At 37.5% G+C, this 23,732-nt stretch carries 17 protein-coding genes; 5 read left to right on the top strand and 12 right to left on the bottom strand.

From position 1 onward, the window contains the following. Positions 1 to 96: 96 nt before the first annotated feature. Positions 97 to 1,467, top strand: a complete 1,371-nt coding sequence (gene glmU / locus M1F25_RS00165; protein ID WP_166268161.1) for a bifunctional UDP-N-acetylglucosamine diphosphorylase/glucosamine-1-phosphate N-acetyltransferase GlmU — start codon at positions 97 to 99, stop codon at positions 1,465 to 1,467. A gap of 207 nt (positions 1,468 to 1,674) precedes the next feature. Next, positions 1,675 to 3,507: a glutamine--fructose-6-phosphate transaminase (isomerizing) gene (glmS, locus tag M1F25_RS00160; RefSeq protein WP_181488959.1), complete on the top strand. Its 1,833-nt coding sequence runs from the start codon at positions 1,675 to 1,677 to the stop codon at positions 3,505 to 3,507. 68 nt (positions 3,508 to 3,575) lie between these two features. On the opposite strand, the gene M1F25_RS00155 is transcribed toward glmS, so the two are convergent. The 8 genes from M1F25_RS00155 to M1F25_RS00120 form a co-directional block, all read right to left on the bottom strand. Further along, a complete protein-coding gene (locus M1F25_RS00155; RefSeq protein WP_094962005.1) occupies positions 3,576 to 3,986 on the bottom strand; it encodes a ParB N-terminal domain-containing protein in 411 nt (136 codons plus the stop codon). A gap of 21 nt (positions 3,987 to 4,007) precedes the next feature. Next, the gene (locus tag M1F25_RS00150; protein WP_181488957.1) at positions 4,008 to 5,153 is read right to left on the bottom strand and encodes an ABC transporter substrate-binding protein; all 1,146 of its coding nucleotides are present in this window, start codon (positions 5,151 to 5,153) and stop codon (positions 4,008 to 4,010) included. Continuing rightward, positions 5,137 to 6,348 (bottom strand): MFS transporter, encoded by a 1,212-nt coding sequence (locus M1F25_RS00145; RefSeq protein WP_094962003.1) that lies wholly within the window; start codon positions 6,346 to 6,348, stop codon positions 5,137 to 5,139. The genes M1F25_RS00150 and M1F25_RS00145 overlap by 17 nt, the downstream gene beginning before the upstream one ends. A 2-nt stretch (positions 6,349 to 6,350) precedes the next feature. After that, positions 6,351 to 7,514, bottom strand: a complete 1,164-nt coding sequence (locus tag M1F25_RS00140) for an NAD/NADP octopine/nopaline dehydrogenase family protein (RefSeq protein WP_181488955.1) — start codon at positions 7,512 to 7,514, stop codon at positions 6,351 to 6,353. Positions 7,515 to 7,524: 10 nt separating this feature from the next. Then, positions 7,525 to 8,541 (bottom strand): PLP-dependent cysteine synthase family protein, encoded by a 1,017-nt coding sequence (locus M1F25_RS00135; protein ID WP_181488953.1) that lies wholly within the window; start codon positions 8,539 to 8,541, stop codon positions 7,525 to 7,527. Between the two features lie 8 nt (positions 8,542 to 8,549). After that, positions 8,550 to 9,944, bottom strand: a complete 1,395-nt coding sequence (locus M1F25_RS00130; RefSeq protein WP_094962000.1) for a Y4yA family PLP-dependent enzyme — start codon at positions 9,942 to 9,944, stop codon at positions 8,550 to 8,552. Between the two features lie 12 nt (positions 9,945 to 9,956). Beyond that, positions 9,957 to 12,128 carry a TonB-dependent receptor gene (locus M1F25_RS00125; protein ID WP_094961999.1) on the bottom strand — a complete coding sequence of 724 codons (2,172 nt, stop codon included), beginning with the start codon at positions 12,126 to 12,128 and terminating at the stop codon, positions 9,957 to 9,959. Between the two features lie 84 nt (positions 12,129 to 12,212). After that, complete coding sequence (locus M1F25_RS00120) at positions 12,213 to 14,072, bottom strand: IucA/IucC family protein (protein ID WP_181488951.1); 1,860 nt, start codon at positions 14,070 to 14,072, stop codon at positions 12,213 to 12,215. A 595-nt stretch (positions 14,073 to 14,667) separates the two neighbouring features. Between M1F25_RS00120 and M1F25_RS00115 the strand changes: the two genes are divergently transcribed. Next, positions 14,668 to 15,834 (top strand): hypothetical protein, encoded by a 1,167-nt coding sequence (locus M1F25_RS00115; protein ID WP_181488949.1) that lies wholly within the window; start codon positions 14,668 to 14,670, stop codon positions 15,832 to 15,834. A 267-nt stretch (positions 15,835 to 16,101) separates the two neighbouring features. Here M1F25_RS00115 and M1F25_RS00110 read toward each other — a convergent pair whose 3' ends face one another. Beyond that, positions 16,102 to 16,653: a hypothetical protein gene (locus tag M1F25_RS00110; RefSeq protein WP_181488947.1), complete on the bottom strand. Its 552-nt coding sequence runs from the start codon at positions 16,651 to 16,653 to the stop codon at positions 16,102 to 16,104. 80 nt (positions 16,654 to 16,733) lie between these two features. Next, the gene (locus tag M1F25_RS00105; RefSeq protein ID WP_181488945.1) at positions 16,734 to 17,273 is read right to left on the bottom strand and encodes a TetR/AcrR family transcriptional regulator; all 540 of its coding nucleotides are present in this window, start codon (positions 17,271 to 17,273) and stop codon (positions 16,734 to 16,736) included. A 95-nt stretch (positions 17,274 to 17,368) separates the two neighbouring features. Here M1F25_RS00105 and M1F25_RS00100 point away from each other — a divergent pair, with 95 nt between their 5' ends. After that, a complete protein-coding gene (locus tag M1F25_RS00100) occupies positions 17,369 to 18,865 on the top strand; it encodes an MFS transporter (protein ID WP_110592760.1) in 1,497 nt (498 codons plus the stop codon). A 48-nt stretch (positions 18,866 to 18,913) separates the two neighbouring features. Here M1F25_RS00100 and M1F25_RS00095 read toward each other — a convergent pair whose 3' ends face one another. Beyond that, positions 18,914 to 20,323, bottom strand: a complete 1,410-nt coding sequence (locus M1F25_RS00095; RefSeq protein WP_153673999.1) for an MFS transporter — start codon at positions 20,321 to 20,323, stop codon at positions 18,914 to 18,916. 74 nt (positions 20,324 to 20,397) lie between these two features. Here M1F25_RS00095 and M1F25_RS00090 point away from each other — a divergent pair, with 74 nt between their 5' ends. Next, positions 20,398 to 21,060, top strand: coding sequence for a helix-turn-helix transcriptional regulator (locus M1F25_RS00090; RefSeq protein WP_096863658.1), 663 nt, complete (start codon positions 20,398 to 20,400; stop codon positions 21,058 to 21,060). Between the two features lie 37 nt (positions 21,061 to 21,097). Here the strand turns inward: M1F25_RS00090 and M1F25_RS00085 are convergent, their stop codons facing one another. Further along, positions 21,098 to 23,611, bottom strand: a complete 2,514-nt coding sequence (locus M1F25_RS00085; RefSeq protein WP_181488943.1) for a penicillin G acylase — start codon at positions 23,609 to 23,611, stop codon at positions 21,098 to 21,100. Positions 23,612 to 23,732 lie beyond the last annotated feature (121 nt).

Raw genomic sequence — 23,732 nt, 5'->3', positions numbered from 1 at the left:
GTTAAGTCTAACTGGCTTTTTTATTTGAGCGAAATATGTAGTAATTTATAAAGGAAATAGGTTTACTTTCATCCCTAAGTTGGAGTTTCAGGAAAAATGACTGTGCAAAGAAAAAGTGTCGTGATTTTAGCTGCCGGTAAAGGCACACGGATGTATTCAGAGCTACCTAAAGTTTTGCATTTGCTTGCAGGCAAACCAATGGTTCAGCATGTTATAGATACAGCAAAATCCATTGGTGCATCAGATATTCATCTGGTATACGGACATGGCGGTGATTTACTGAAAGAAAAACTGGGTGAGCAAAACCTCAATTGGGTATTGCAGGCGGAGCAACTCGGTACGGGCCATGCGATGCAACAAGCCGCGCCAAGCTTCCAAGACGATGAAAATATTGTCATGTTATACGGCGATGTACCATTGATAGCCAAAGATACCTTAGATCGTTTAATTGAAGTGAAGCCAGAAGGTGGTATTGGCTTGCTGACGGTTATTTTAGATAACCCAACAGGGTATGGCCGTATAATTCGTGAAAATAATGAAGTTGTCGGTATCATTGAGCAAAAAGATGCCAGTGAAGAGCAACGTAAAATCCAAGAAATCAATACAGGAATTATGGTTGCTAGTGGCAAAGATTTTAAACGTTGGTTGGCACAGCTGAACAACGATAACGCACAAGGCGAATATTATATTACTGATATTATTGCATTAGCACATAAAGAAGGTAATAAAATTGCAACTGTTCACCCTAAACATTTAAGTGAAATGGAAGGGGTGAATAACCGCCTACAATTGGCTGCGTTAGAAAGGGTTTATCAGAAAGAACAAGCGGAAAAATTGTTATTAGCTGGTGTGATGTTAATTGACCCTGCACGTTTTGACTTGCGAGGAACGCTGACTCATGGGCGCGATATTATTATTGATACTAACGTGATTATTGAAGGTAATGTCACATTAGGGAATAACGTACATATTCAATCTGGCTGTATATTAAAAGACTGTGTGATTGGTGATAACTCGGTTATCAGCCCATATTCAGTGATAGAAAACTCTGAATTGTCAGCCGAATGTACAGTTGGCCCTTTTGCGCGTTTACGTCCAGGTGCTAAATTAGCAGCCAAAGCACACGTCGGTAATTTCGTCGAAATGAAAAATGCCTCTTTAGGTTTAGGTTCTAAAGCGGGTCATTTAAGTTACCTCGGGGATGCCCAAATTGGTGATAATGTGAATATTGGCGCAGGTACCATCACTTGTAATTATGATGGTGCCAATAAACATAAAACCATTATTGGTGATGATGTGTTTGTAGGGTCTGATACTCAGTTAGTTGCGCCAGTTTCTGTTGCCAAAGGTGCAACAATAGGCGCTGGCACGACGGTTACACGTGATGTGAATGAAGACGAACTTGTCGTTAGCCGTGTAAAACAAATGCATATTAAAAACTGGCAACGTCCAGTTAAGAAAAAATAAGTAAATATTGAGGAGAGGTAGCAATATCTTTCCTATTATAAATGCGAATTAATCGCGAAAATTAAAATAGCTACTCAAGGTAGCAATATAAAAATAATATCCCCATTTTCTACAAGGCTGGGGAGCAGTGAAAACTGTACAACAATTAGGTTGCGACAAATGAAGGTTTCTCAAGAAAGGAACCTTTTGTCTAGGAATCAAAAAAATATGTGTGGAATTGTAGGTGCTGTTGCACAACGTGATATTGCAGAAATTCTGTTAGAAGGTCTTCGTCGTCTTGAGTATCGTGGTTATGATTCAGCCGGTATGGCTGTCGTTGATCACGAAGGTCATTTGCAACGCTTACGTGAAGTCGGCAAAGTGCAAATGCTAGCTGAAGAAGCGGAGAAAAACCCAGTATCGGGTGGAACGGGGATTGCACATACCCGTTGGGCGACTCATGGTATTCCAAGTGAACGCAATGCTCATCCGCATACCTCTGGTTATATTGCAGTTGTTCATAACGGCATTATTGAAAACTATTTAGAACTGAAAGATGAACTGAAAAAACTCGGTTATGTCTTTAGTTCAGAAACTGACACTGAAGTGATTGCGCACCTTGTTCACCATGAGCAACAAAAGGGCGGTTCGCTGGTGGAAGTAGTTCAACGTGTTATCCCACAATTGCGCGGTGCTTACGGTACTGTGATTATGGATAGCCGTATTCCTGAATTATTAGTCGCCGCACGTTCTGGTAGCCCATTGGTTATTGGTTTAGGTGTGGGTGAAAACTTTTTAGCATCAGACCAATTAGCGCTGTTGCCTGTGACTCGTCGCTTTATTTACCTCGAAGAAGGGGATGTTGCCGAAGTCACTCGTCGTACTGTTCGTATTTTTGATAAAAGTGGTGAAGCTGTCGATCGCGAGCAAATTGAATCAAACGTTCAATATGATGCAGGCGATAAAGGCGTCTATCGCCATTACATGCAAAAAGAAATTTACGAACAACCAATGGCAATTAAAAACACCCTTGAAGGGCGTTTTGACAAAGACAATGGTATCGATTTAAGCGAGTTAGGCCCTCGTGCAAGTGAAATTTTATCTCAAGTTGAACATATCCAAATCGTCGCATGCGGGACATCCTACAATGCGGGAATGGTTGCACGTTATTGGTTTGAGTCTTTGGCTGGTATTCCTTGTGATGTGGAAATCGCTTCAGAGTATCGCTACCGTAACCCTGCTCACCGTAAAAATAGCCTGATGATTACGTTGTCTCAATCAGGTGAAACTGCGGATACACTGGCAGCCCTGCGTTTATCAAAAGAATTAGGTTATCTGACTTCTTTAGCAGTGTGTAACGTGGCGGGCTCTTCTCTAGTACGTGAATCTGAATTTGCTTTAATGACCAAAGCAGGGGCAGAAATTGGTGTGGCATCGACTAAAGCGTTTACCACACAGTTAACCGTCTTACTGATGTTAGTTGCGTATATGGGCCGCTTGAAAGGTGCTAATCCTGAGCTCGAAGAAAACATTTCTCACGCTCTACATGCGCTACCGGCTCGTATTGAAAGCATGTTATCGCAAGATAAAGTCATCGAAGCACTGGCAGAAGATTTCTCAGATAAACACCACGCATTGTTCTTAGGTCGTGGTGATCAATTCCCTATTGCAGTTGAAGGGGCTCTGAAATTAAAAGAGATTTCTTACATTCACGCAGAAGCATATGCAGCGGGTGAGTTAAAGCACGGCCCATTAGCGTTAATTGATGCCGATATGCCTGTTATCATCGTTGCACCTAACAATGAGCTGTTAGAAAAACTGAAATCAAACATTGAGGAAGTCCGTGCGCGTGGTGGTTTGCTGTATGTATTCGCTGACCAAGATGCAGGCTTTGAAGCCAGTGAAAATATGAAAATTGTTTCGCTACCTCATGTTGAAGAACTGATCGCACCAATTTTCTACACTGTTCCTCTGCAACTGTTGTCTTATCACGTTGCATTGATTAAAGGCACAGACGTTGACCAACCACGTAACTTGGCGAAGTCGGTGACGGTTGAGTAATTCAGCTGATTGAAATATAAATAAATCCGATTATGTTGTTAATGGCATAATCGGATTTTTATTTATATTTACAGGCCTTTTAATAGGCTTAATTTAAAATTAACTGTTGGTAATAATGGCGAAAAATGATGTTTTGTAGTTTTATAAGGCAATAGCTTATTTTGATATAAAATAACTTCAAAAATATTTTTCACATCATAAGGTTGGTCTGAGTTTTGATAGTTGACTTTGACTCGATTATCTTGATAACTCAGTAATATACAAGGTAACAGCGATAGTTTTAGTTGCTTAGCCACTTGATAGCGGTGGTTACCATCCATAATAATACCAGTGTGAATTTCACATGTAATTGGTGTTGTCCAAGTCCCATCACAGGCAATTTTGTGGCTAAGATAATCAACATGCTGTTCATCTGTTTCTTCTGATGAGCAAAAAAATTGTATTGGTTTCAATTCAATATGGTAGGTATCGTTAGTCATAACATCACCTTTATCAAAAAATTACTTATTATCTAAGCTTACAAAGTATCCAGGTTCATAAGGAATAGATAAAAATTTTTCATAGAATGTTTTAAATGTTTTATCTGCATTTAAATCAGCGAATAGTTCTGGGTGGATCCAATGTGCGAGCTGCTGTATAGCAATAAAATCATAAGGGCTGTTATAGAATTGATGCCAAATAGCATAAAATTGTTGGTTCTTAACGGCATTACTGCCAGTATAGGCGGGTTTTTTTAAGTATTTTTCTAGTTTTATTTTAGCCGCATTGAGGTTTTCATTTGGACCTAAGCCTATCCAATCTCCTTCAGGCATGAATTTTGAAAAGTTGGCGCTGGTAATAATCACTTTATCAGGGTTAGCGGCAAGCACTTGTTCAGGATTCATCATATAGAAGGTGTTAGGGGCATTGTTTGTGCCGATATTGTCACCATCAGCAAGTGAAACAAAGCGACCAAAGTTACCATCACCAAAAGTCAGACAGCACTCATCGGTATAACCACCTATGCGTTCAATAAAAATGCGTGGTTTTTGGGGATTATTTTTTGTGAGTACATCACTAACTCGTTTTAGCTGTTTTTCTCTAAATTGAATGAATTTCTCAGTTGTTTTTTCTTTCCCCCATAAAGCACCGAATAAGCGCATGGTTGGTGGTGTATTTTTTGATGGGTTAAAGCGAAAATCGACATAGATAATCGGGATCCCCGCCTTCTGTAATGCTTTATCGTGACCTTGCTCTTCAATAGCGGTTTTAGCTTCGATATTCATAATGATGACATCAGGCTGTAAAGTTAATGCATGCTCTATGTTTAAAGAACGTCTTTCTGTGCCACCAAATGTTGGAATTTTTTTTAGTTCAGGGAAATGCTCACTATATTGGCGCCATGTTGCAGGATCTGAGGTTTGCATATCGTTCCCCATTGCAACAATACGTTTTGCAGGGTTTTCTTTATCTAGCATGGCGACTAGGTAAAGCATACGGCCTTCACCTAAAATGACTTTTTTCACTGGAACGTTGACCTTGACCTTTCTATCTAGAATGTCGGTGACAGCAATCTGCTCTGCTGAAATAGCAGTAGAGAATAGCAAAGTAAAAGAAAACAATAACAGGGATACTATTTTGATAGATAATTTATGCTTTTCTTTCATATAATTCCTCATTGGATGAATGTTTGATCAGTAAAATGATTGTAATTAGGCTTGTGATATAACCAGCTGAAACATAATAAAAAAGCCAATCAATTCCAGGAAATAGAATAAATATACTTCCTAAGGCAATTCCTCCGATAGAAGCGAATTGATTGATACTTTGTGATAGACCAAGTACATAGCCTTGATGTTCAGAGGATGTAGTTGAAGATATTAATGCCGTGAGTATTGGCGTTGTTGCACCAAGTAAAACTCCCCAAAGCAAGTACAGTGAGGCAAACCAAAAAATTATAGGGGTTAATGCAAGACAGATAACAACAATGATACAGGTGAAGATAATCCATTTTAAGCGAACCAATGAAACAGTTATTGATTGGTGTTCAAACCATTTAGCCCATAACTGAGCAGATAGAATAACCCCCATTGCTTGTAGACCATAAATTAACCCAATAACCCAGAAATCTATTGAGTAGGAATGGTTGAGGTATAATGAAAAACTGGGGAGGGTGAGCATTCTACTCATTAATAAAAGCCCCATTAATAACATAAGGTGTTTCACAACTTGTTGAGGGCGATACTTTTTTTTGTTGTTAGATGTTTTTTTTGCTTGTATCACTAGATGATGTTTTTTATCTGAAGGTAAGAAAACAAATACAGTGACTGCGCAAACACCACAGAGTAGCCCCGCAATTATATTGATCCAAAAGAAATTGAGATAATCTAAGATTAACCCACCACAAAGTGCCCCCAGTAAAGATCCGATATTTGTAGATACTTGTAGGAAGGCAAAAAGCTGTGTTCGCTTTTTAGGATCGGTGACTGAAACGCCATAAGCTTGAGCGGGAGCAATATACCCTGCGCAAGCTCCTTGCACAGTTCTCAGTAATAAAATTAGCCAAGGGTCGTTACAAAATGATAATAAAATTTGGGTAATTGCTAAGCCAAGCAATGCACGGATCATCATTGCTTTATTACCCATTCGATCACCCATTCTTCCCCAAAATGTACTGGTTAACATGACACCAGTCATAGGGGCGACATAAACCATTGTCAAAGAAAAAGACAGTAGCCAACCCGAGCTATTATGTTGTAAATGAATAGGCCAAAATGGCCCACTCATTTCCATCGCTCCCATTGAAACAATTTGGATACCAAATAAGAAGCCAATAATCAGATGGTTTTTCAGTAAATTCACGGTTAACTTACCTGATATTGGGTTAGATTTAGCTCGCTGAAGGCAGGATGCGGAATGTTAGGGTCTAGTCCTAGATACCCCATGCACCAAGTGTATATTTCGTTCGTATAAGGGAGTGGAGTATTGAGATGCTCACCTAAATGAACGAGTAAACTTAGCCCATAAACAATATCTTCCTGAAATACTCGATGTTGTTTATTAAAAGACCAGCCACTTTGCTTATGTTTTATTAATGGTAATTGGATACCATGGTAAGCCTCATTGGTACGAAGTATTGACCAAAGGGTTTTTGTATCACTAATTTGTTCAGGATAAACTTCGCGTAATTCATCAATTAAGGACTTTACTGTGACTAAAGGAATACCTAAGTTGTCTATTAAGTGTCGGCAAATAGAGAGTCGTTCTTCATCACAACGCTGTAAATAATAGGCGCTAAGTTCGGTACAATCATTCCACCAGCAGATAGGTGACTCAAAATAGTCATTATGCCATTGAGCGTATGGGCCGATTAGCCCGTAGATTACCGAGCTATGCATTATAGGGTTTGCTGGTGTTAGGGTAATTTCCAAATAGTTATCGAGAATACTAATAGGTGCGGAATATAGCCTTGATAACCATTTATGAAGCTGCTTTTTATTGGATTCATTTTCTCGACGATGAAAAGCAATAAAAAGTGCCGACTTTTCTCCACCGAAACAGACTTTAGTCCCAGGTTCTAATCCCCATGCTATATGAGGAACATCTTTCATTCCCCAAATCACGATATTAGGATTGTTTTTAAAGAACTGTTCAGCAAGCCAGTCAAAACCATTAATTCCAGGAATAGCACCGATAAAAACAGTTTTAGAAGAAGATAGATAAGCAGAAATAAAACGTAACCAACTTGCTTGATGATGGGAAGGGACAGTAAGAATGACTATGTCAGCTTCAGGTATCACCAGTTGTGGTGAATTGGTTATTAATCCAACAGAATGGTTTATTATCTCACCATTATTGTAATGAACAGACAGAATATTGTTTTGCTGTTGATGGCGTTCAACCGTTGTTGCATTTTGGGTCAGTAGTGATGTTTTTATATTTAGATATTGACTAAATAAAGCTACAGCAAGGTGACCCGTTTGACCTCCTCCGCAAATCACAACATTAAGATGTTTTTCTTCCGACATGACTTCCTCCTTAGCTAGCTTTCTCTAAAGAAACAGTATTAGTAAGCCAATGATTAAGTTGATGAGATATATCAGGTGAGGTCAAATTACGAGAGCTAAGCCACTGCTCATTAAATACGGTATTAAGATATTTTTCACCGCCATCAGCTACGATAACAACGATATTGCCGTGAATAGTATCGTTATTAATATACTCTAAGGCTTTATAGACAATTCCTCCGGTAGAGCCTCCTATTAACAAACCGTATTGGCTAGCAATATATCGCGCAGTTTCAAATGCTTGAATATCTGAAACCTGTGTATTATGGTCAATACAGCTGTAGTCCAGTACTAATCCAACTTCGTCCCCTTCAGGAGTGCCTGTACCTGATTGATAATAAGGTTTTCCTGGATATCCAAAAATAATGGACCCTTCAGGTTCAACGGCAACAGTGATAGTTTGTGGATTATGGGACTTTAGGCCTTGAGAAACACCAGTCATTGAGCCGCCAGTGCCAACACAGCCTATATATGCATCAATTCTGCCAATTTGTTCTATTAGTTCACAAACTAATGCAGCATAACCACCTGAGTTTGCTGCATTGTCTGATTGATTCATAAACGTTGCATTGGGAAGTTGGGAGGCTAATTCACTAGCAAGGCGCTGACGTTCGACAACCGCTACTTCGTCTTCCTGATAATCACCAATGACATAACGGATTTCAGCACCTAGTGCTTTCATTATCGCTATTTTGTCAGGAGCGGCGTGATGATCAACAACGGCAATAAAATGTAAATCAAATTCAATAGCAGCAAGCGCAAGGCCAATCCCAGTATTGCCTGATGATGATTCTATAATGGTACTTTTAGGCTTAATTTTCCCCGATTTTAGCCCTGCAATAACCATATTACGTGCCATTCTGTCCTTCATACTTCCACCAGGGTTGTTCTTTTCTATTTTTAAAAATAAGGCACTTTTTTTATGGGGTACTGCAATACGTAAAATGGGTGTATTACCTATCAAATCAGTGATTTTGTTGTAGATCATAAGCTTACCTATTTAGTGTCTTTGAAAAAGATAAACTGCCCAACATTGTTTTCCTGTACATATAATCGGCAAGGTATTGGGTGCCGATGAAATTGACTCTCAAGTAAATCCATTTGATATCCCGCGGTATTAACGAATCCTAATAAGTCACCTGCTTGGGGAAGGTTGTTAAATAAAATAAGTCTGTGAGTAATAACATCATCTTCTAAACAGCTATGTCCTGCTATCCATGCTCGGATAGGTTGCTGTTTTGATTGTTTGGTAACAATATGAAAAGGGTCGATTAAAAATTCAGAGTTAAACCACGTTTCGCAGGCGCTGAAGCTACTGCCTTCGACAAATATAATAGGGTGTTCGGATTGCTGGCAGGTACGTACAACTCGAAATAGAGTGATGGCGCTTTGATCAACAAGGCTACGCCCAGGTTCTATCGCTAATGTGACATTTAGCTTATTAATATATTGGGCGATTGTTTCATTATCGGTACATTTGCTTGTGAGTAATGTGCTAAGCCATTGTTCTGCTGACTGTTCACTACCATAAGGATAAAAATCTGCTGGAATACGGTGATTTTGATAAGTTTCAGTGGATTGATTATTAACCCAAGCTTGATAATGTTCTGTTGGGACATATTGAATAGGTAGCCCACCTCCGATATCGATAGTTTGGATGTTAAGCCCTAATTGTTGTGATAATTCAATCAGCGGTAATATTTCGTGAAAAGCTTGTACCCGTGAGGCTAGTGTATAGCCACCTAAATGGAAGTGGATCCCTTGCCATTGTAATTTATCATGTTGTTTCACTAATTTAAGTGCATTAACAAAAGCCGGGTATTTCATGCCGAATCGTGAATGGCTTGAATGCGGTTGATATCGCAGTAGTACTCTTGCTTTAAGTGATTGAAATTCTAATAAATGTAGAATATCTTGTAATTCTTCAAGTGAGTCTACGACAATTAGTGAGTTATGTAATATCAGTTGCCAGAGAAAATCATCTGTTTTGGCAGGGCCAGTAGCGCAAATTTTTTCAGGTGAAATGCCATATTGGTTGGCATCTCTCCATTCATGAAGGCTTGAAACATCAACTCCAATATTTTCTTCGATAGCTGTTCTGAGCAGGACGTTTGATTGATTAACTTTCACACCATATAAAATACATCCATTCACGTTGTTTTCTTGAAAAACAGCCTTCAGTTTTTGGATGTTCTGTTTCATCGTATGAGGAAAAACTAAGTTCAATGGTGAACCATACCGCTTAATCAATCCGACAAGCTGTTCATTATTAGAAAAACACAGTTGATGAATCTGAGGATCCATAATAGGAGGAAGCTCTGTTGGGGCTATTGTTTTAGCTGATAAATGAACAACAGTTGATATATTGACTAAGTTAGATTGATCCACCATGATTTTCACCTCTTAAAAGTCCACAGCAATTGATCCCATTACAGTTCTTGGTGAGCCTTGAGCGAAGGTGCTGTACGAAGCAACGCCAGACCAATAGTGTTCATTTAAAATATTATTGATGTTTAGCCTCAATGTTACAGGGGTATTGGAAACAGTTGTTTTATAAGCAGAACCGACATCAACGGTTGTCCATGAAGGAATTGAGTGGGTATTTTCTTTGTTCACATATTGGCGGGTATGATAATTAACATTGCCATTAATACTTAAACCAGAGACTGAAGGAATATCATATTCGGCTCCAATATTAGCCACCCAAGGAGATACACCGATGGGTTCATGCCCTTTGTTTTTCCCTGAAGCAGTTTTAGTCAACTCGGCTTGAATATAGGTAACACCACCCGTTAAACGAAGTGATTCAAAAGGTTTGCCTGATATACTTAGTTCGACTCCTCGGTTTCTTTGTTCATCATTTGCTGAGTAAATCAAACTGTTAGGATCTAATGATCCACTTGGTTTACTAATTTGGAATAGGCTTAAAGTGGTTATTGCAGATGGTTGTTCATATTTAACCCCTAACTCATACTGTTTTGAACGAAATGGTTTCATCATTTCGCCACTATTTTTTGCATTAACTGGTGCGGTGCTTCCTTTACTTAGCCCTTCGACATAATTAGCGTATAGAGAAATATTATCTACAGGTTTAAACAATACACTAACGAGAGGGGTGATTGCGGACTCGTCATAACGAGTTGAAAGCTTACCCAAAGTAAAATTGTCAGACTTTACATTTTGATAGCGAAGGCCTGGAGTCACCATAAAAGAATCATTCAAGAAGCCGATAGTATCGACGAAAGAAACTCCTGATAGTGTATTTTCAGAACGTTTAGTTATTTTAGCGTAAGCAGGGATCTGTTTATCAATATAAGTAGGATTAAATAAATTGGTTGTATAAGGTGTTCCTGCTGTAGTGCCAATACGGTAGCGATCAAAATATTGATTCCACTGCAATGCAAGTTGATGTGATACTCTACCCGTCATGAATTCACTTTTAACCCCAGTACCAACTGAATAACGTTGAGTTTTAGTTTGGAAATTCATGATATAGGTTGAAATATCGCCTTGATTGTTAAGGATTGTATAGATTTGCTCATTAACTCGATCTATACGAGTAAGTGCTCCTCCTATATCCATAAATAGCGATGTATTGCTTAATATGTCATATTCCATATGTAGTAATGCGGAATCATCATTAGATTTCCACCATGTCCAAGGGCTGGCTAAATTGATTTTCCCACTCGGGGCCGAAGGGACAACACCATCAGGACCTAAATAAAATGGTCGATTCGTAGCATTCATATTTTGGTTTTGAATTATTAAATCTAAAGATGAGCGAAAGCGTTCATTAGAATAATCTAACGCAATTGCACCAACACTTTGCCTGCGTGTTTGATGATCGACGGCTGTATCACCATTGGTGTAGCTACCGTTAACACGAATACCAAAGTATTGGTTATTATCTAGATCATATAGGCGGCCCATATCTAGTCTGCCACCTAATAGTGAGTCGCTAAGGTACTGAGCGGTTAATTGTGTAATCGGCTGGGCACTTGCACGTTTAGTTACGACATTAATAACTCCACCAACTCCACCTTCAGGAGACATACCATATAGCAGTGAAGCGGGTCCTTTTAAAATATCAACACGCTCGGCATAATCCGTTAAAAGTTGAAAATTAGGGGATACACCATAAATTCCATTTAATGCAAACTCACTGATATTACCTTCAGTAATAGGAAATCCTCGAATATATAAGGAATCAAGAAGACCTCCTTTCGAGCTACTAATTTGTATTGAGGTATCGTGAGATAAAATATCTGAAATTTGCTGTGCTTGTTGCGACTGCATATAAGCCGAATTATAATTTGAGATATTAAATGGAATATCCATAATATCCTTATCACCTATTAATCCTGCTTGCATTATTCTAGATGAAAAGTTATTAGGTTGCTGATTATTATTACTTGTTGTGGTAACTAGAATACTATCTTTATTTTTTTGCTCATTAGTTTGAGCATGTGCTGTTATTGTGCAAGATATCCCAATAACAATATATAACCATGTAGAGAATATGTTTATATTCTTATCTGTGTGTTTAGTTTTATTTTCTATTAAATTATTTTTCATATTTAAATTATCATTCAATTGATTTTTAATAAAATGAAGGGAATAGTATTACACTCGCCTTCTTGGTTAATGGATTTCTATTTGTTATTTTTGAAATAATAGAAAAGGATTTGTTAACCCATGTTGTATTCGATAATTAGTATATTGCTGAATATGCATACTAAGTAGCGAACGAGTTTGCCAAGGTTCATTCATAAACATTTGGTATTCATGTCGCCATAAATTATCATCAACTCGTGGTTGGAGCTGTTTAAAAACATCATGAACAACTGTTTTTAGTTCTAACCAAAGCTGGTGATCAGTCAATCGATAAAATCGAGTTAGGTGTACGGCAAGTTCGTGTAAATGGCAGACTAAACAGGCACTGATTAGAAATGTTCTAACGGGTTCTATATCTTCTTCAAAAACAGTAGGTAAGATGCCAGGCCAACGATAAGCTTGCAGCTGATAACCCCGCTGATTCAATAAAGGTAAAAATATTCGACCATCACCATAATCACGTATTAAAAATTTCTCAGGAATACCTTGAACAGTGAAGAGCACTTGAGTGTTTTGTTGATGGGCTTCCAGAGCAACTCCATAAAGTAAAAACATCGAAATACAAGGTGTTAGAATTACAGTCGCATATTGGTTAAACCATTGTTGAGGTGTTAAACCTGATTTTTCAATCAATTCAGTAAATATTGGTCGTGGTTGATATGGTAAATCAGTAAATAGAGTTGCCACAGTTATTGGCAGTAAGTGATCGTTTTTTTCATAAGCGTTGGTGCAACGAAATACGACAGAAATAAAGCGTCCTGCTGAATCATCTTGTTCTACTGCATGGCGGTAATGGATACCTACATCTTCACGCAGAGACTCCATTTTTCCATTAAAATAATGTTCGTGGTTTAAAATGTCATCTATTAGCTGACTTATTCTAGGTCCCATATGGATAGACTTAGCTTGTAAGCTACGCATTTCACTGGTCATCCAAACGGCGATAGGTAACTTTATAAATGCGGTGTTAATTGCATCTGTTGGTAACATTGTCCTGAATGACATTGTGGGTTTTGTTTCTAATTGAGGGCCATCAATGAGTAAAATTTCTTCGTCAATCAGTGATGTTGCTTGTTGTTTTACCCAATGATTTAAATGCCAGTCATGAACGGGAAGAGGCAGCCATTGGTATGGATTTTTCCCTTGTTGTTTAAGCCATTTGACCCATTGCCGGCCAACGATAGGGAATCGTTGAAGGAACCAATCATGAATGCTTTCCACATGAGGTAGTGACTCAACATAGGCCATATCTTGGCGTAGCGCCATAACTGTCAAATTTACCGTTGCATTAAACTCAGGAGATAAAGCTGCAACATCTTCTAAGCTCATGTTTGGCCTACTTTTCCATGTAGGATAATAGGGATGGCCTTCCAATGAGCCCCATTGATCAAGAAATAAAGCCGCATCACGTATACTATATTGTCCGGTAACCCAATCAGTCAGATAGTTGGTATTGTATTTTGCCATTTGAGTATTAATCAGTACTGACCATTCGGTACGATAATTGCGAGCGTTAATATCATTATTAATACTGTTTTCAATATCTGATTTTAATTTATTAATATTGTTATTATTAAAGGTTATATTTAACTCTTCCTCTAATTTTTCTAGAAGATAATATATTGTTTGAATAATTTCTTTTTTATTGTTGTTGTTAATTAAATAAATACCACCATAATTAAAGAATGTATCTACCGGATATATTTCCATGTTCTTAAAAAGAATCTTATAAGGGGTTTTCTTAAATTTATAAATATACCCACAATGGTCTATATCCCAATAAACTTGCTTTTTATCAATAAGATTCTCAGCAAATAAACAATGAATTAAACGTCTAAGTGCATTATTATTAGAGTGTTTTTCATTAATGTTAAAAGCTACTTTCTTTATAGGGTTACTTATCATGATCAGCCTCTTAAGCTACGAAAATGAATCAATTAACGGCATCTGTAATCTATATTCACTAAAGGGAGGATATAGATAAGAATATTTGAAAGATGATTTTAATAACGTTAGCATCACATAAAAGAATAGTAAATGATAATTATTCTTTTTTTTATTCTCAATTGTAAGTGAGAGAAATAAATATGTTATTCAAATAATTAACAAGAAAGGTGAAATCTAGAAGATGTAACATGTCACGGAATGCTTCTTGCCATTTGTTATCATCAATATCTATTGACTTAAAGTAGCGGAGCATCCTTGTATACTGTAGTAGCCTTGGGCTTATTTATAGGTTTGTTTGCTTTTTTCAACTTGGTCAACAACCTGAAATTTAAAGGCAAGGGAATAATCGTGTTGACTGTGTTTTAGTGAGCAGTTTCTAACATTCTCCAATTGTGGATTGGGAAAGTGTTAACCTTATTTAGAATTGGTCAATTGATTAATAAAATGTTCATTATTTAATCATAATAAGCCTTTTTATTTTTTTTGTCATAATATAATTTCTATTTTTTGTTTTTTTTAATATAACATAATAAAAAAATAAGGAAATAAACATATGGAAAATATATTTATCGATGTTATTGATAAGGAGTATGAATTTTTATGTCAATTATATTGGCAGGTTGAGGGAAATGGTCGATTTTCATATTCAATGATTAAGATAGAAGAAAAAACACAATTAAAATCTAAGGAAATAAAAACTATTGTTGCTAAAAGCTGTAAAGCCTATAGTTTAAAACTAAAATGTGTTTCATGTGGTGAAATAGAATGTCTACGAGATAGAAGCCACTTTTCACATTTAAACGGTCTTGAACATGTTTGTATTGATTGTATTCGTATAGAGAATGAAAAAGAAAGGCAGGAAAAAATTGAATACATTAATGACTTATTATTTTGTAAAAAAGAAAATGCATTAAGTATTAATGATCTTTCTTTTGAAAATAGTGTTTTTTTACTTTCACTTATACGGTATTGTGCGGATGAAAACCTAATTTATTTAGATAGTCTTAACAATCTGAAACATGAGAAATTAACACCTAGTTATAATTTTGATTTATTAATTATAGAACAGCTTTATGCTTCTGGTGTGATAGCAATAAGTACAGTTACTAATTTAAAATATTTAAGTGTTAGTGGTGATTATGTTTATTTTAATGATGAGTTTATGTGCTGGGAAGTTATTGTTAAAGAAACAGATAACTTATCATCGATTATTGATTTACTGGAGAGGAAATTATCTGATTTATATTACTTACAAGAAAATAAAAAATCACTAATTGAACTATGTAAAAAAAATAATCTATTTGAGTGTTTTTTTTATTTAAACCATGAAATGAATGAATATAATTTCACATCTTTTCAAATTGGTGAAAAAACCACGAAAAACATCACCTGTTTATTAGAAAACTTATCTGTAGGGCAAGTTTTCTATATTATATCTAAAACAGTTACCGATGCTTTTATATATCACCAAAAAAAATCGACTAAAATCAACAAAGGGCAAGCTGCGAACTCTGTTGTTGATGCAATGAAGCGAATGCATGAAAGGTATATCGCTAATGGATGGTCAGTCTATTCAAAATATCGGCCTCGTCATTGCCCTCAATCAGTACTTTGTCAGGTTTTATTTGTATTTATCTTGCAAACAGATGATGGTGGTATTCATAAATCGTTAAAACAAATTATAACTGACGATGATAAGGAGATTTTCTTGAATCATTAACACATAATTTTATGTCTTAATGATTCAATCACCTAATCTTGCTGCATAGGAACGTAAAACACATTTTTCATACTAGATAATTTTAAAATAATATCAGCACCAAGAATGATAAAATTAAGTATTATTATTTGTTCATAAATTCACCTTGATTATTATATTTAGTGTTTGTTATTTAAATTCAATATATAAATATATTGGGAAAATAAATTCGTAATATACTGATGATAAGAATAATCCGACAATCTGTTTTTGCCGGGTTATTCTTTATTAAAATGAACATTTACTTTTTTCATTGTATCTTTCTATTAATATGTCTTTCCCATTTTTTAACGTGATTTTGTGAGTAAATCGATCATCATTTGTTGTTAGTTCTTTGTTTTTATTGGCTATTTTGATTGCGTGATTATTTATTTTATATATGGAACCATCAGGTTCATTTTTTAATAAACTAAACATATTGATAAAAATTGCATTGTCATTATTTATTTTGTTTTTATTATGATTGTGTATTAGCTCTATTTTTTTTGAGTCTGGTGAACTGTAAATAAAGTAAAGATTTTTTTTCGTTAAATCATTTCCAAATGCGTAATTATCGTATTCTGATAATTCTTTTTTTATGTAACTTTGTGGTTTATTCGTTTGTGTTTTTTTAAAACTGTCTGTTTTTCTATCTAACTCTTCAAATTTCTTCTTTAATGAAGCTACACAGTCAGTGTTAATGGGCTTTTCTTTTATATTATAGACAAATGGTTTCTTATTATTAATAAAATTATTGTTTTTATTTGTCTCTATAAGTAATTTTAATTCATTTACTTTCATTTTAAATTATCTCCATTTTATTTCTTATTTTTAGTTTATTGGAGTGGAGTTATTATCGATATCAAAAAAAGAGACTAAGTCTACCCTTTTAATAAATTTTCTAAATCACTAAATATAGATTGCCACTCATTATCATCAATTTCCATAAATCCCATATAACGCAACATAAAAGCGCCTTCAGTGGCTAGAAAAACAATTCTTGCTTGTTTGCCTTTTTCTGTTGAAGTATCTAGTCTCGCAAGCCGTTCACGATACCAAGTACGCGTACTTTCCAGATATTCAGGGGTTTGTAATAAGGATGCCATTAAGGAAGCGCCTTTTGCCATCGAGACTTTGTCGTGCTGGTGGGTCGCTTGCATATACGCAAAAATTTTCCCTTCAGGGGAGTTATCTTGTTCAATTGTTTGATTGAAAATTTCATCATAGGACTGGCCCCAACGCTCAAACATTGCATCGATTAAGGCATCTTTATTGCCAAAACAATATTGAACCCCACCTTTAGATATCCCCATCGCTTTGGCGACTGCGTCGATAGTGAGCGCTGTAGCGCCTTGCTGTAGAACAATGTCTTCAGCAGTATCAAGTAATTTTTCTCTATCGATTGTTCGTTGACGTCCCATTTAGAAAAACCTCTTTTCAATACGTACGTATGGATTTATATTGTAGCACGATCAGCACAGAAATCATGATCAAATAAACTCATTGAGAGAATTTTATGTTAACCGATTATAAGCGCTGGATAGTGCTTCTATTAGTTTCAAGTGTACTGTTTCTTATCGTTATTGATGTCACTGTACTGTATACCGCATTACCTAAATTAACCCATGATTTAGGCGCTACGTCATCTGAAAAACTGTGGATAATGAATGCGTACCCACTGGTTGTCGCTGGGTTATTACCTGCAGCGGGGATGCTAAGTGATAAAGTCGGTCACAAACAAATGTTTTTGTTGGGGCTGCCGTTATTTGGTTTAGCCTCGTTGTGTGCTGCATTTTCACCAACAGCAACAAGTTTGATTTTGTCTCGTGGCTTTTTGGCTGTAGGTGCCGCAGTAAGTATGCCTGCCACCCTTGCGATTGTAAGGCATGTTTTTTTAGACCCGAAAGAAAGGGCGTTAGCAATTGGAATATGGTCGGCAGTTGCTTCAGGTGGGGCGGCAATAGGCCCTTTGATCGGCGGTATCTTACTTAACCACTTTTGGTGGGGCTCTGTTTTTTTAATTAATGTACCCGTCGTTTTATTGGTTATTCCGTTCGCTTGTTATTTAATCCCCAAATGTGGTGGTAACAGCGATAAAAAAATCGATATTTTAGGTTCCATTCTAGTGTTAATTGGTTTAATTGGGGTTATTTATGCGTTGAAAGAGCTCGGTAAACCTTATACCGACTGGCCGGCGGTATTGGTTTCAGGTGTTATTGGGGTTTTCTTTTTGGTGGCATTTAGAAATCGACAAGTGAAATCAACATCACCAATGATTGATTTTACGCTATTAAAGCACCCTAAATTCAATGCAGGGTTGATGATGGCGATTTTATCCATTGTGGTTATTGTTGGTGTCGAATTATTACTAAGCCAACGTTTACAACTGGTATTGGGCTATACCCCATTTCAAGCTGCGTTGTACATCATCCCAATACCCTTAGCGTCAGTATTTGCAGCACCTTTAGCCGGTATGTTCTTACATAAGTTGGGTGAGATTAAACTTACCATTTTAGGGTTTAGTTGTACGCTAATTGGTGTTGTGGGATTGGCTGTCGTTTATCAAACATCAACGGGTATCTTACTGCTTTCATTTCTTTTTCTTATTGGTTTTGGTCTTGGTGCGATATTCACGACAGCATCAACGACAGTGATGTTAAACGCCCCTGATGAAAAAGCGGGTATGGCAGCATCAATTGAAGAAATTGCTTATGAAATTGGCAGTGTCTTAGGTGTCACCTTTATGGGGGGGTTAATGAGTGCTATCTATACGTTAAAACTCTCATTACCTGAAGACATGACTGTCAGCGATAAAGTTTATGACAGTATTGATGAGGCTTTATTAGTTTCTGAATCACTGCCAGTAAATACTGCATCAGCATTGATAAATCAGGCAAATATTGCCTTTGACCATGCTTTCTTAGGGGTGATGGTAGCAACTATTTTTGTTCTGCTGATCAGTATTATTGTTCTGCCTTATTTGTTACGTTCCAAAAAGGCATTAGTAAATTAATTAGGTTGATTTTCCCGCAAAAAGGGAGCTTTTACTCCCTTTTGCTCTTTATTTTATTTTGCGGATTAATACCGTTGCTAGTAATGGGCTAATTGCAAATAGGGCGAATAACCAGATTGAAGCTTGCTGTGCCCCCGCGATCCCCCCAGGGTTAATTAGCCCGCTATTATTGACGACGACTCCTACTAAGGCCGCAGATAGCGCAGTTGCATACAATTGAATGGTAATAATAGAAGATGACGCAAGGTTTTCCTCTCCCTCTGGTGCATTCTTAAAAACACGTAATACCAGATGTGGCCAACACACACCAATTCCTAGACCAACCCCTGCCATGGCGATGAGATAAATAACGAATAATGGCCATGATTCGATAAGTTGTTGATTATGAGTTAGAACAGCAAGCGCAATTAAAGAAATAAATATGATGACCGGGCCTGTTCGAATAATTCGGATAACAATAGCACCTGTTTTATTGGCACTAAAGAGTGCCCCAAGAGTCCAACCCGCAGCCATTATTGCGGTTAAATAACCTGCTGTGAGCGGAGAAAACAGATGGATGGTTTGTAAGAAATAAGGGACATAAATTTCTGTTGTCATGCCTCCAACTAACAAACACATGGTTAAAAATATGACGCCAAGTGGACTTTTGAGTGAATAGGCTCCCGTCGGTAATAAACGTTTTTCATTTTTGCCATCGAGTAAGGCAATCGTCAGCAGTATGGCTAGGCCAATTAATAAACCAATAAGGTTCATGAATAAGCTGTCAGACAAACTTCCAATTGAAATAGCAAGAACGGATATCACTAACAAAGAAATCGCTAAGAATGGGATTTTGTTAGTTTTTGGTGCCTGGGATTGTTTTTTGGGGAGTTGATTGATGACAATGAGCGCTAGAAAAATAGCGACAGGTAGTAAAGCCCAAAATGCCCAACGCCAATGGCCACTTTCAGCAAAAATACCTCCAATTGCAGGGCCACAGAGTGTTGCTATTCCCCACATACCCGAAACGACACCCATGGCTCGGGACCATAAGTTTTCAGTAAAAACAATGCGAATTAATGCGTAGCTCAGAGCAAATAAAATACCGCCACCCAGTCCTTGTAATGCCCTGCCTCCCAGCAACACTAGCATTGATGGGGAAGCTGCACACCAAATAGACCCTAAAGAAAAGAGAATGAGTGCGAATAAATAAGAAAATTTAGGCCCAAAGCTGTCTAATACTTTACTGGAAAGGGCTGAACCGACAATTGATGTTGCCACAAATAAAGTGGTATTCCATGCATAATATTCAAGACCGCCAATATCATTAACAACACTAGGCAATATGGTTGTTACGATATAAATATTGATAGCGTGTAGCGCAACACCACCAGTTAAGGCGATAGTGAGTAATGCATTGGTGCCACTAAGTAAATCAGCCCACTTGGCTTGAGATACGGTTGATGTTTCATTGCTCATAGAGAGACCCGCTAGACGGAATAGTAGAAAAAGATGTATTATACAAGTAATCGCTTGGATAATAGAGTCGCATAATGATTAATGCAAGTAATTACTTTGATAATTTAAATCTAACGCAGGCTGTGGATAAGGTTCTATTTTGTATCAAAACTAAAGGACCAATTTCTACCGCAGTGATCGCAAATGACTTAAATATGACTGGGGAAGCTGCAAGGCAACACATTCAAAAACTCACTTCGTTGGGGCTAGTTGAAGGTGCGCAGTGCTTATCACAAACAGGGGCAGGGCGCCCTCGGCAAAATTGGGTGTTAACGGAATTAGGGCATCAACGTTTTCCTGATACTCATGCGCAACTTGCTCTTCAATTAATTAATTCTGTTCAAACTATTTTTGGTGATGAAGGGCTAGAAAAGCTGATTAGCCAAAGGGAAATGGAAAGCCGAGAAAAATATTTTGCCCGTTGTAAAAATTTACCATTAGCTGAGCGGCTTGAAGAGCTGGCTGAAGTGCGTAGCGAAGAAGGGTATATGGCGAAGGTTGAACAAGATGATGACAGTTGGTTGTTTATCGAAAACCATTGTCCAATTTGTGCAGCAGCCACCGCTTGCCAAAACTTTTGTCGTTCGGAATTGGCGTTGTTCAGTGAGATTGTGGGTGATGATGGTAGCATTGAGCGCGAACAGTACTTATTAAATGGTGCTGGACGTTGTGTGTATCGTGTGAAGGTTAAAAGCTAAATACCGAGACACCTTGGTATTTAGCTTAATAATAGTATTATCTCTCAATTATTAGTGTTTCAGTTGACTCAACATGTGGTGCCAGCTCTTCGCTATCAAGCCATAGCGGCTTTTTACCAAACTGTTGGTATAATGAGAGTTGGTCTTGGTAGTGAGGTGACGGTTTTCCTTGCGGGGAAATAAAGCCACTTTGCCCTGGAGCAACAATATCCCATGCATTCACTCCTTTTTCGGTAAATACGATTAGGTCGTTCTCAGTTCCCCGGTTGTGATATTCATTTTGATGAAAATTTTCTTGAGGTAAGGCTTGTGGTATACCAAAAAAATTATTTTCACGGAAGGTTAATGCCGTGGCTGGTGTTTGCCAATTGGCTGGGGTATCACCATATTTTGCTATCATTTTTTGGTAAGTAGTATTCAATGCCTTTTTAATAACATCATTCCGCGGTTGTCCTGAAAATAAATCGATAGACTGAGGTATTGGAGATTTATCTTCTAAAAGTGATTCATACAGTAATTTTGCACCTGTACTGATATTTAATGACCCAGTAGGGCCTTCTTGTGTCGTTTCATAACCACTCGCTAGATACCATTTATCAAATGGTGCAGGGACGGTTTGGCCTAGGGTGGCTTTAAGCATTTCTTTTAGCCAGATATCGAGAATAGCAGACCCTGGGTGAATATAGTGTTTTCCATCACTTGATAACTGGTTTATACCATCCCATTGCTGGAGAATGGACACTAATTTGACCGCATTGTTAGTTGACGGCAAACCTTGTGTTGCTTGAGTTAAAAAAGGTGTAAACAAGCGATGATTGAGGTCGACACGGCTAGTTTGCTGCAAAATCGTCCACATATCATCAGCCGTTAACTTATCATAAGCCTCAATGCGGCTATCGATTTCTGTCACCCTGTCTGCACTTCCCCATAAGAAGGCAAACAAGTCGCTAGCGGGATAATTTTTAGCTGGGGAGTTATTCCAGTTGGCGATGTAGCCGGATTTGGGATTATAGACTTTCGGGTTATTTGTAAAGGGTTGCGTCCCTTTCCAGTCCCATTCTCCCGTGCCTGATACGGGCAAACGAGGATCATGGTTTATTTGGCGCTCGGGGTAGTGCCCGGTATGGACATAGCCAATGTTTCCGCCTTTATCCGCATAATACCAATTGATTGTCAGTGCTTGGTTTTGTGCTTGGTCTAGCCATTGCTGCCAGTTTTGCGCTTGCCCTTGCTTCACCCAAGCCATTAAGGATGTAAGCTCTTTGCCATCCCATGCGCGAGCTTTGCTGTATGCGGTGTGAGTTGTATTATCTCGCTTGACCACATTACCATGAACAGTACGGTACACATCAAAAGTAATGGGTTTTTCACCTTTTACATTCAATGTCTCTTGGCGCGATAGCATTTGTTTCCACTGCCCTTGGTGGAGGTAGCTATTTGGGTCTTCAGGTGAAATCTGTTCTGCAAAAATATCAACGCCGTCACCAAAACCAGCCGTAGAGCCCCAAGAAATTTGCCCGTTATGACCGAATAAAATAGCGGGATAAGCAAACGGTGTATTTCCAACAAGATTAAACCCTGCTCCATGTAAACCTATACCGTATGTATATGCTGGGTTAAACCAACCAAATTGTGGACCATTAAGTAAAATGGCTTTTGCGTCAGAAGCTTTTGTTTTTCCAACAAGCCAAACATTGCTGGTGGTTGGGTACCCAGCTAGCCCATTAGCACCACCTTGCTCATATTGCTGAGCGATTAGCGCATTATTTTCCTGAGAAGAAAGCGCAATTAATTTTCCCGTTGCATCTTTTGCCGTGCGTTCAAACATTGGAGCAGTAAGTCGGTAATCACTAATTTGATTCAACTGCGTTATATTTTTTGTTTTTTGTGAGTCTGAATAGGTAAATTCTTCTGATGATATTGTTGTGGGTGCATTGGGATTATTAAGCCAATTAATTTGGTTAAAGAACGCTACTCCCATTTGTTCACCATACTTATCTTTAAGCGCAGTGAGTAATGCCAGATTATCAATTTCACTATTCATATCAGAAAAGCGGTTTGCCATTGTACCGACCATAATCATCGCAACATCAAAACTTGTCCATTGGGATGGTAAAAAATCATAATCAATAAACTGTTTAGGCATTAAGTCATCAGGTTTAGCATTGATTTGTTTAATCCATGCATTCATGCCATCTGCATAACCTCTTAAAATATCTTGTTCTTTAGAGGGTAGCTGCGTGATTTGTTTGTGGATGGAATCAGGCCAATAGTTATTTCTGATTTCTTTATCAAAAGAAATGTAATCTTTACCTAATACTTCGGAAACCGTACCTTGAGTACTGCGTTTAGCCATTTCCATTTGGAATAATCGGTCTTGTGCCACTGCATAGCCGTATCCATAGAAAAGGCTATAAGTATCACTGGCATAGATGTGAGGAACGCCGTAGTTATCTCGTTCAATTTTAATTTGAGTTGACTGAGAAAATGATGAGAGCGATAGCGAGCTTAAACTAAAAGCAATAGCGATTGAAATGAGATGTTTTTTCATTTATTGAGTCCCATATTGTTATTATTTTTTGAGACTATCATTATTATATTGTTAATAAACGGTTAATTTATGGTTAATTGTTAATATATGAATCATGATCACAAAAAAGGATACATAAATT

The organism is Providencia sp. PROV109 (genome assembly GCF_033681625.1).
Classification (GTDB): Bacteria; Pseudomonadota; Gammaproteobacteria; order Enterobacterales; family Enterobacteriaceae; genus Providencia; species Providencia hangzhouensis.
Note: the sequence above shows the minus strand (reverse complement) of the source record. Positions and strands in the feature narration are given on the sequence as shown.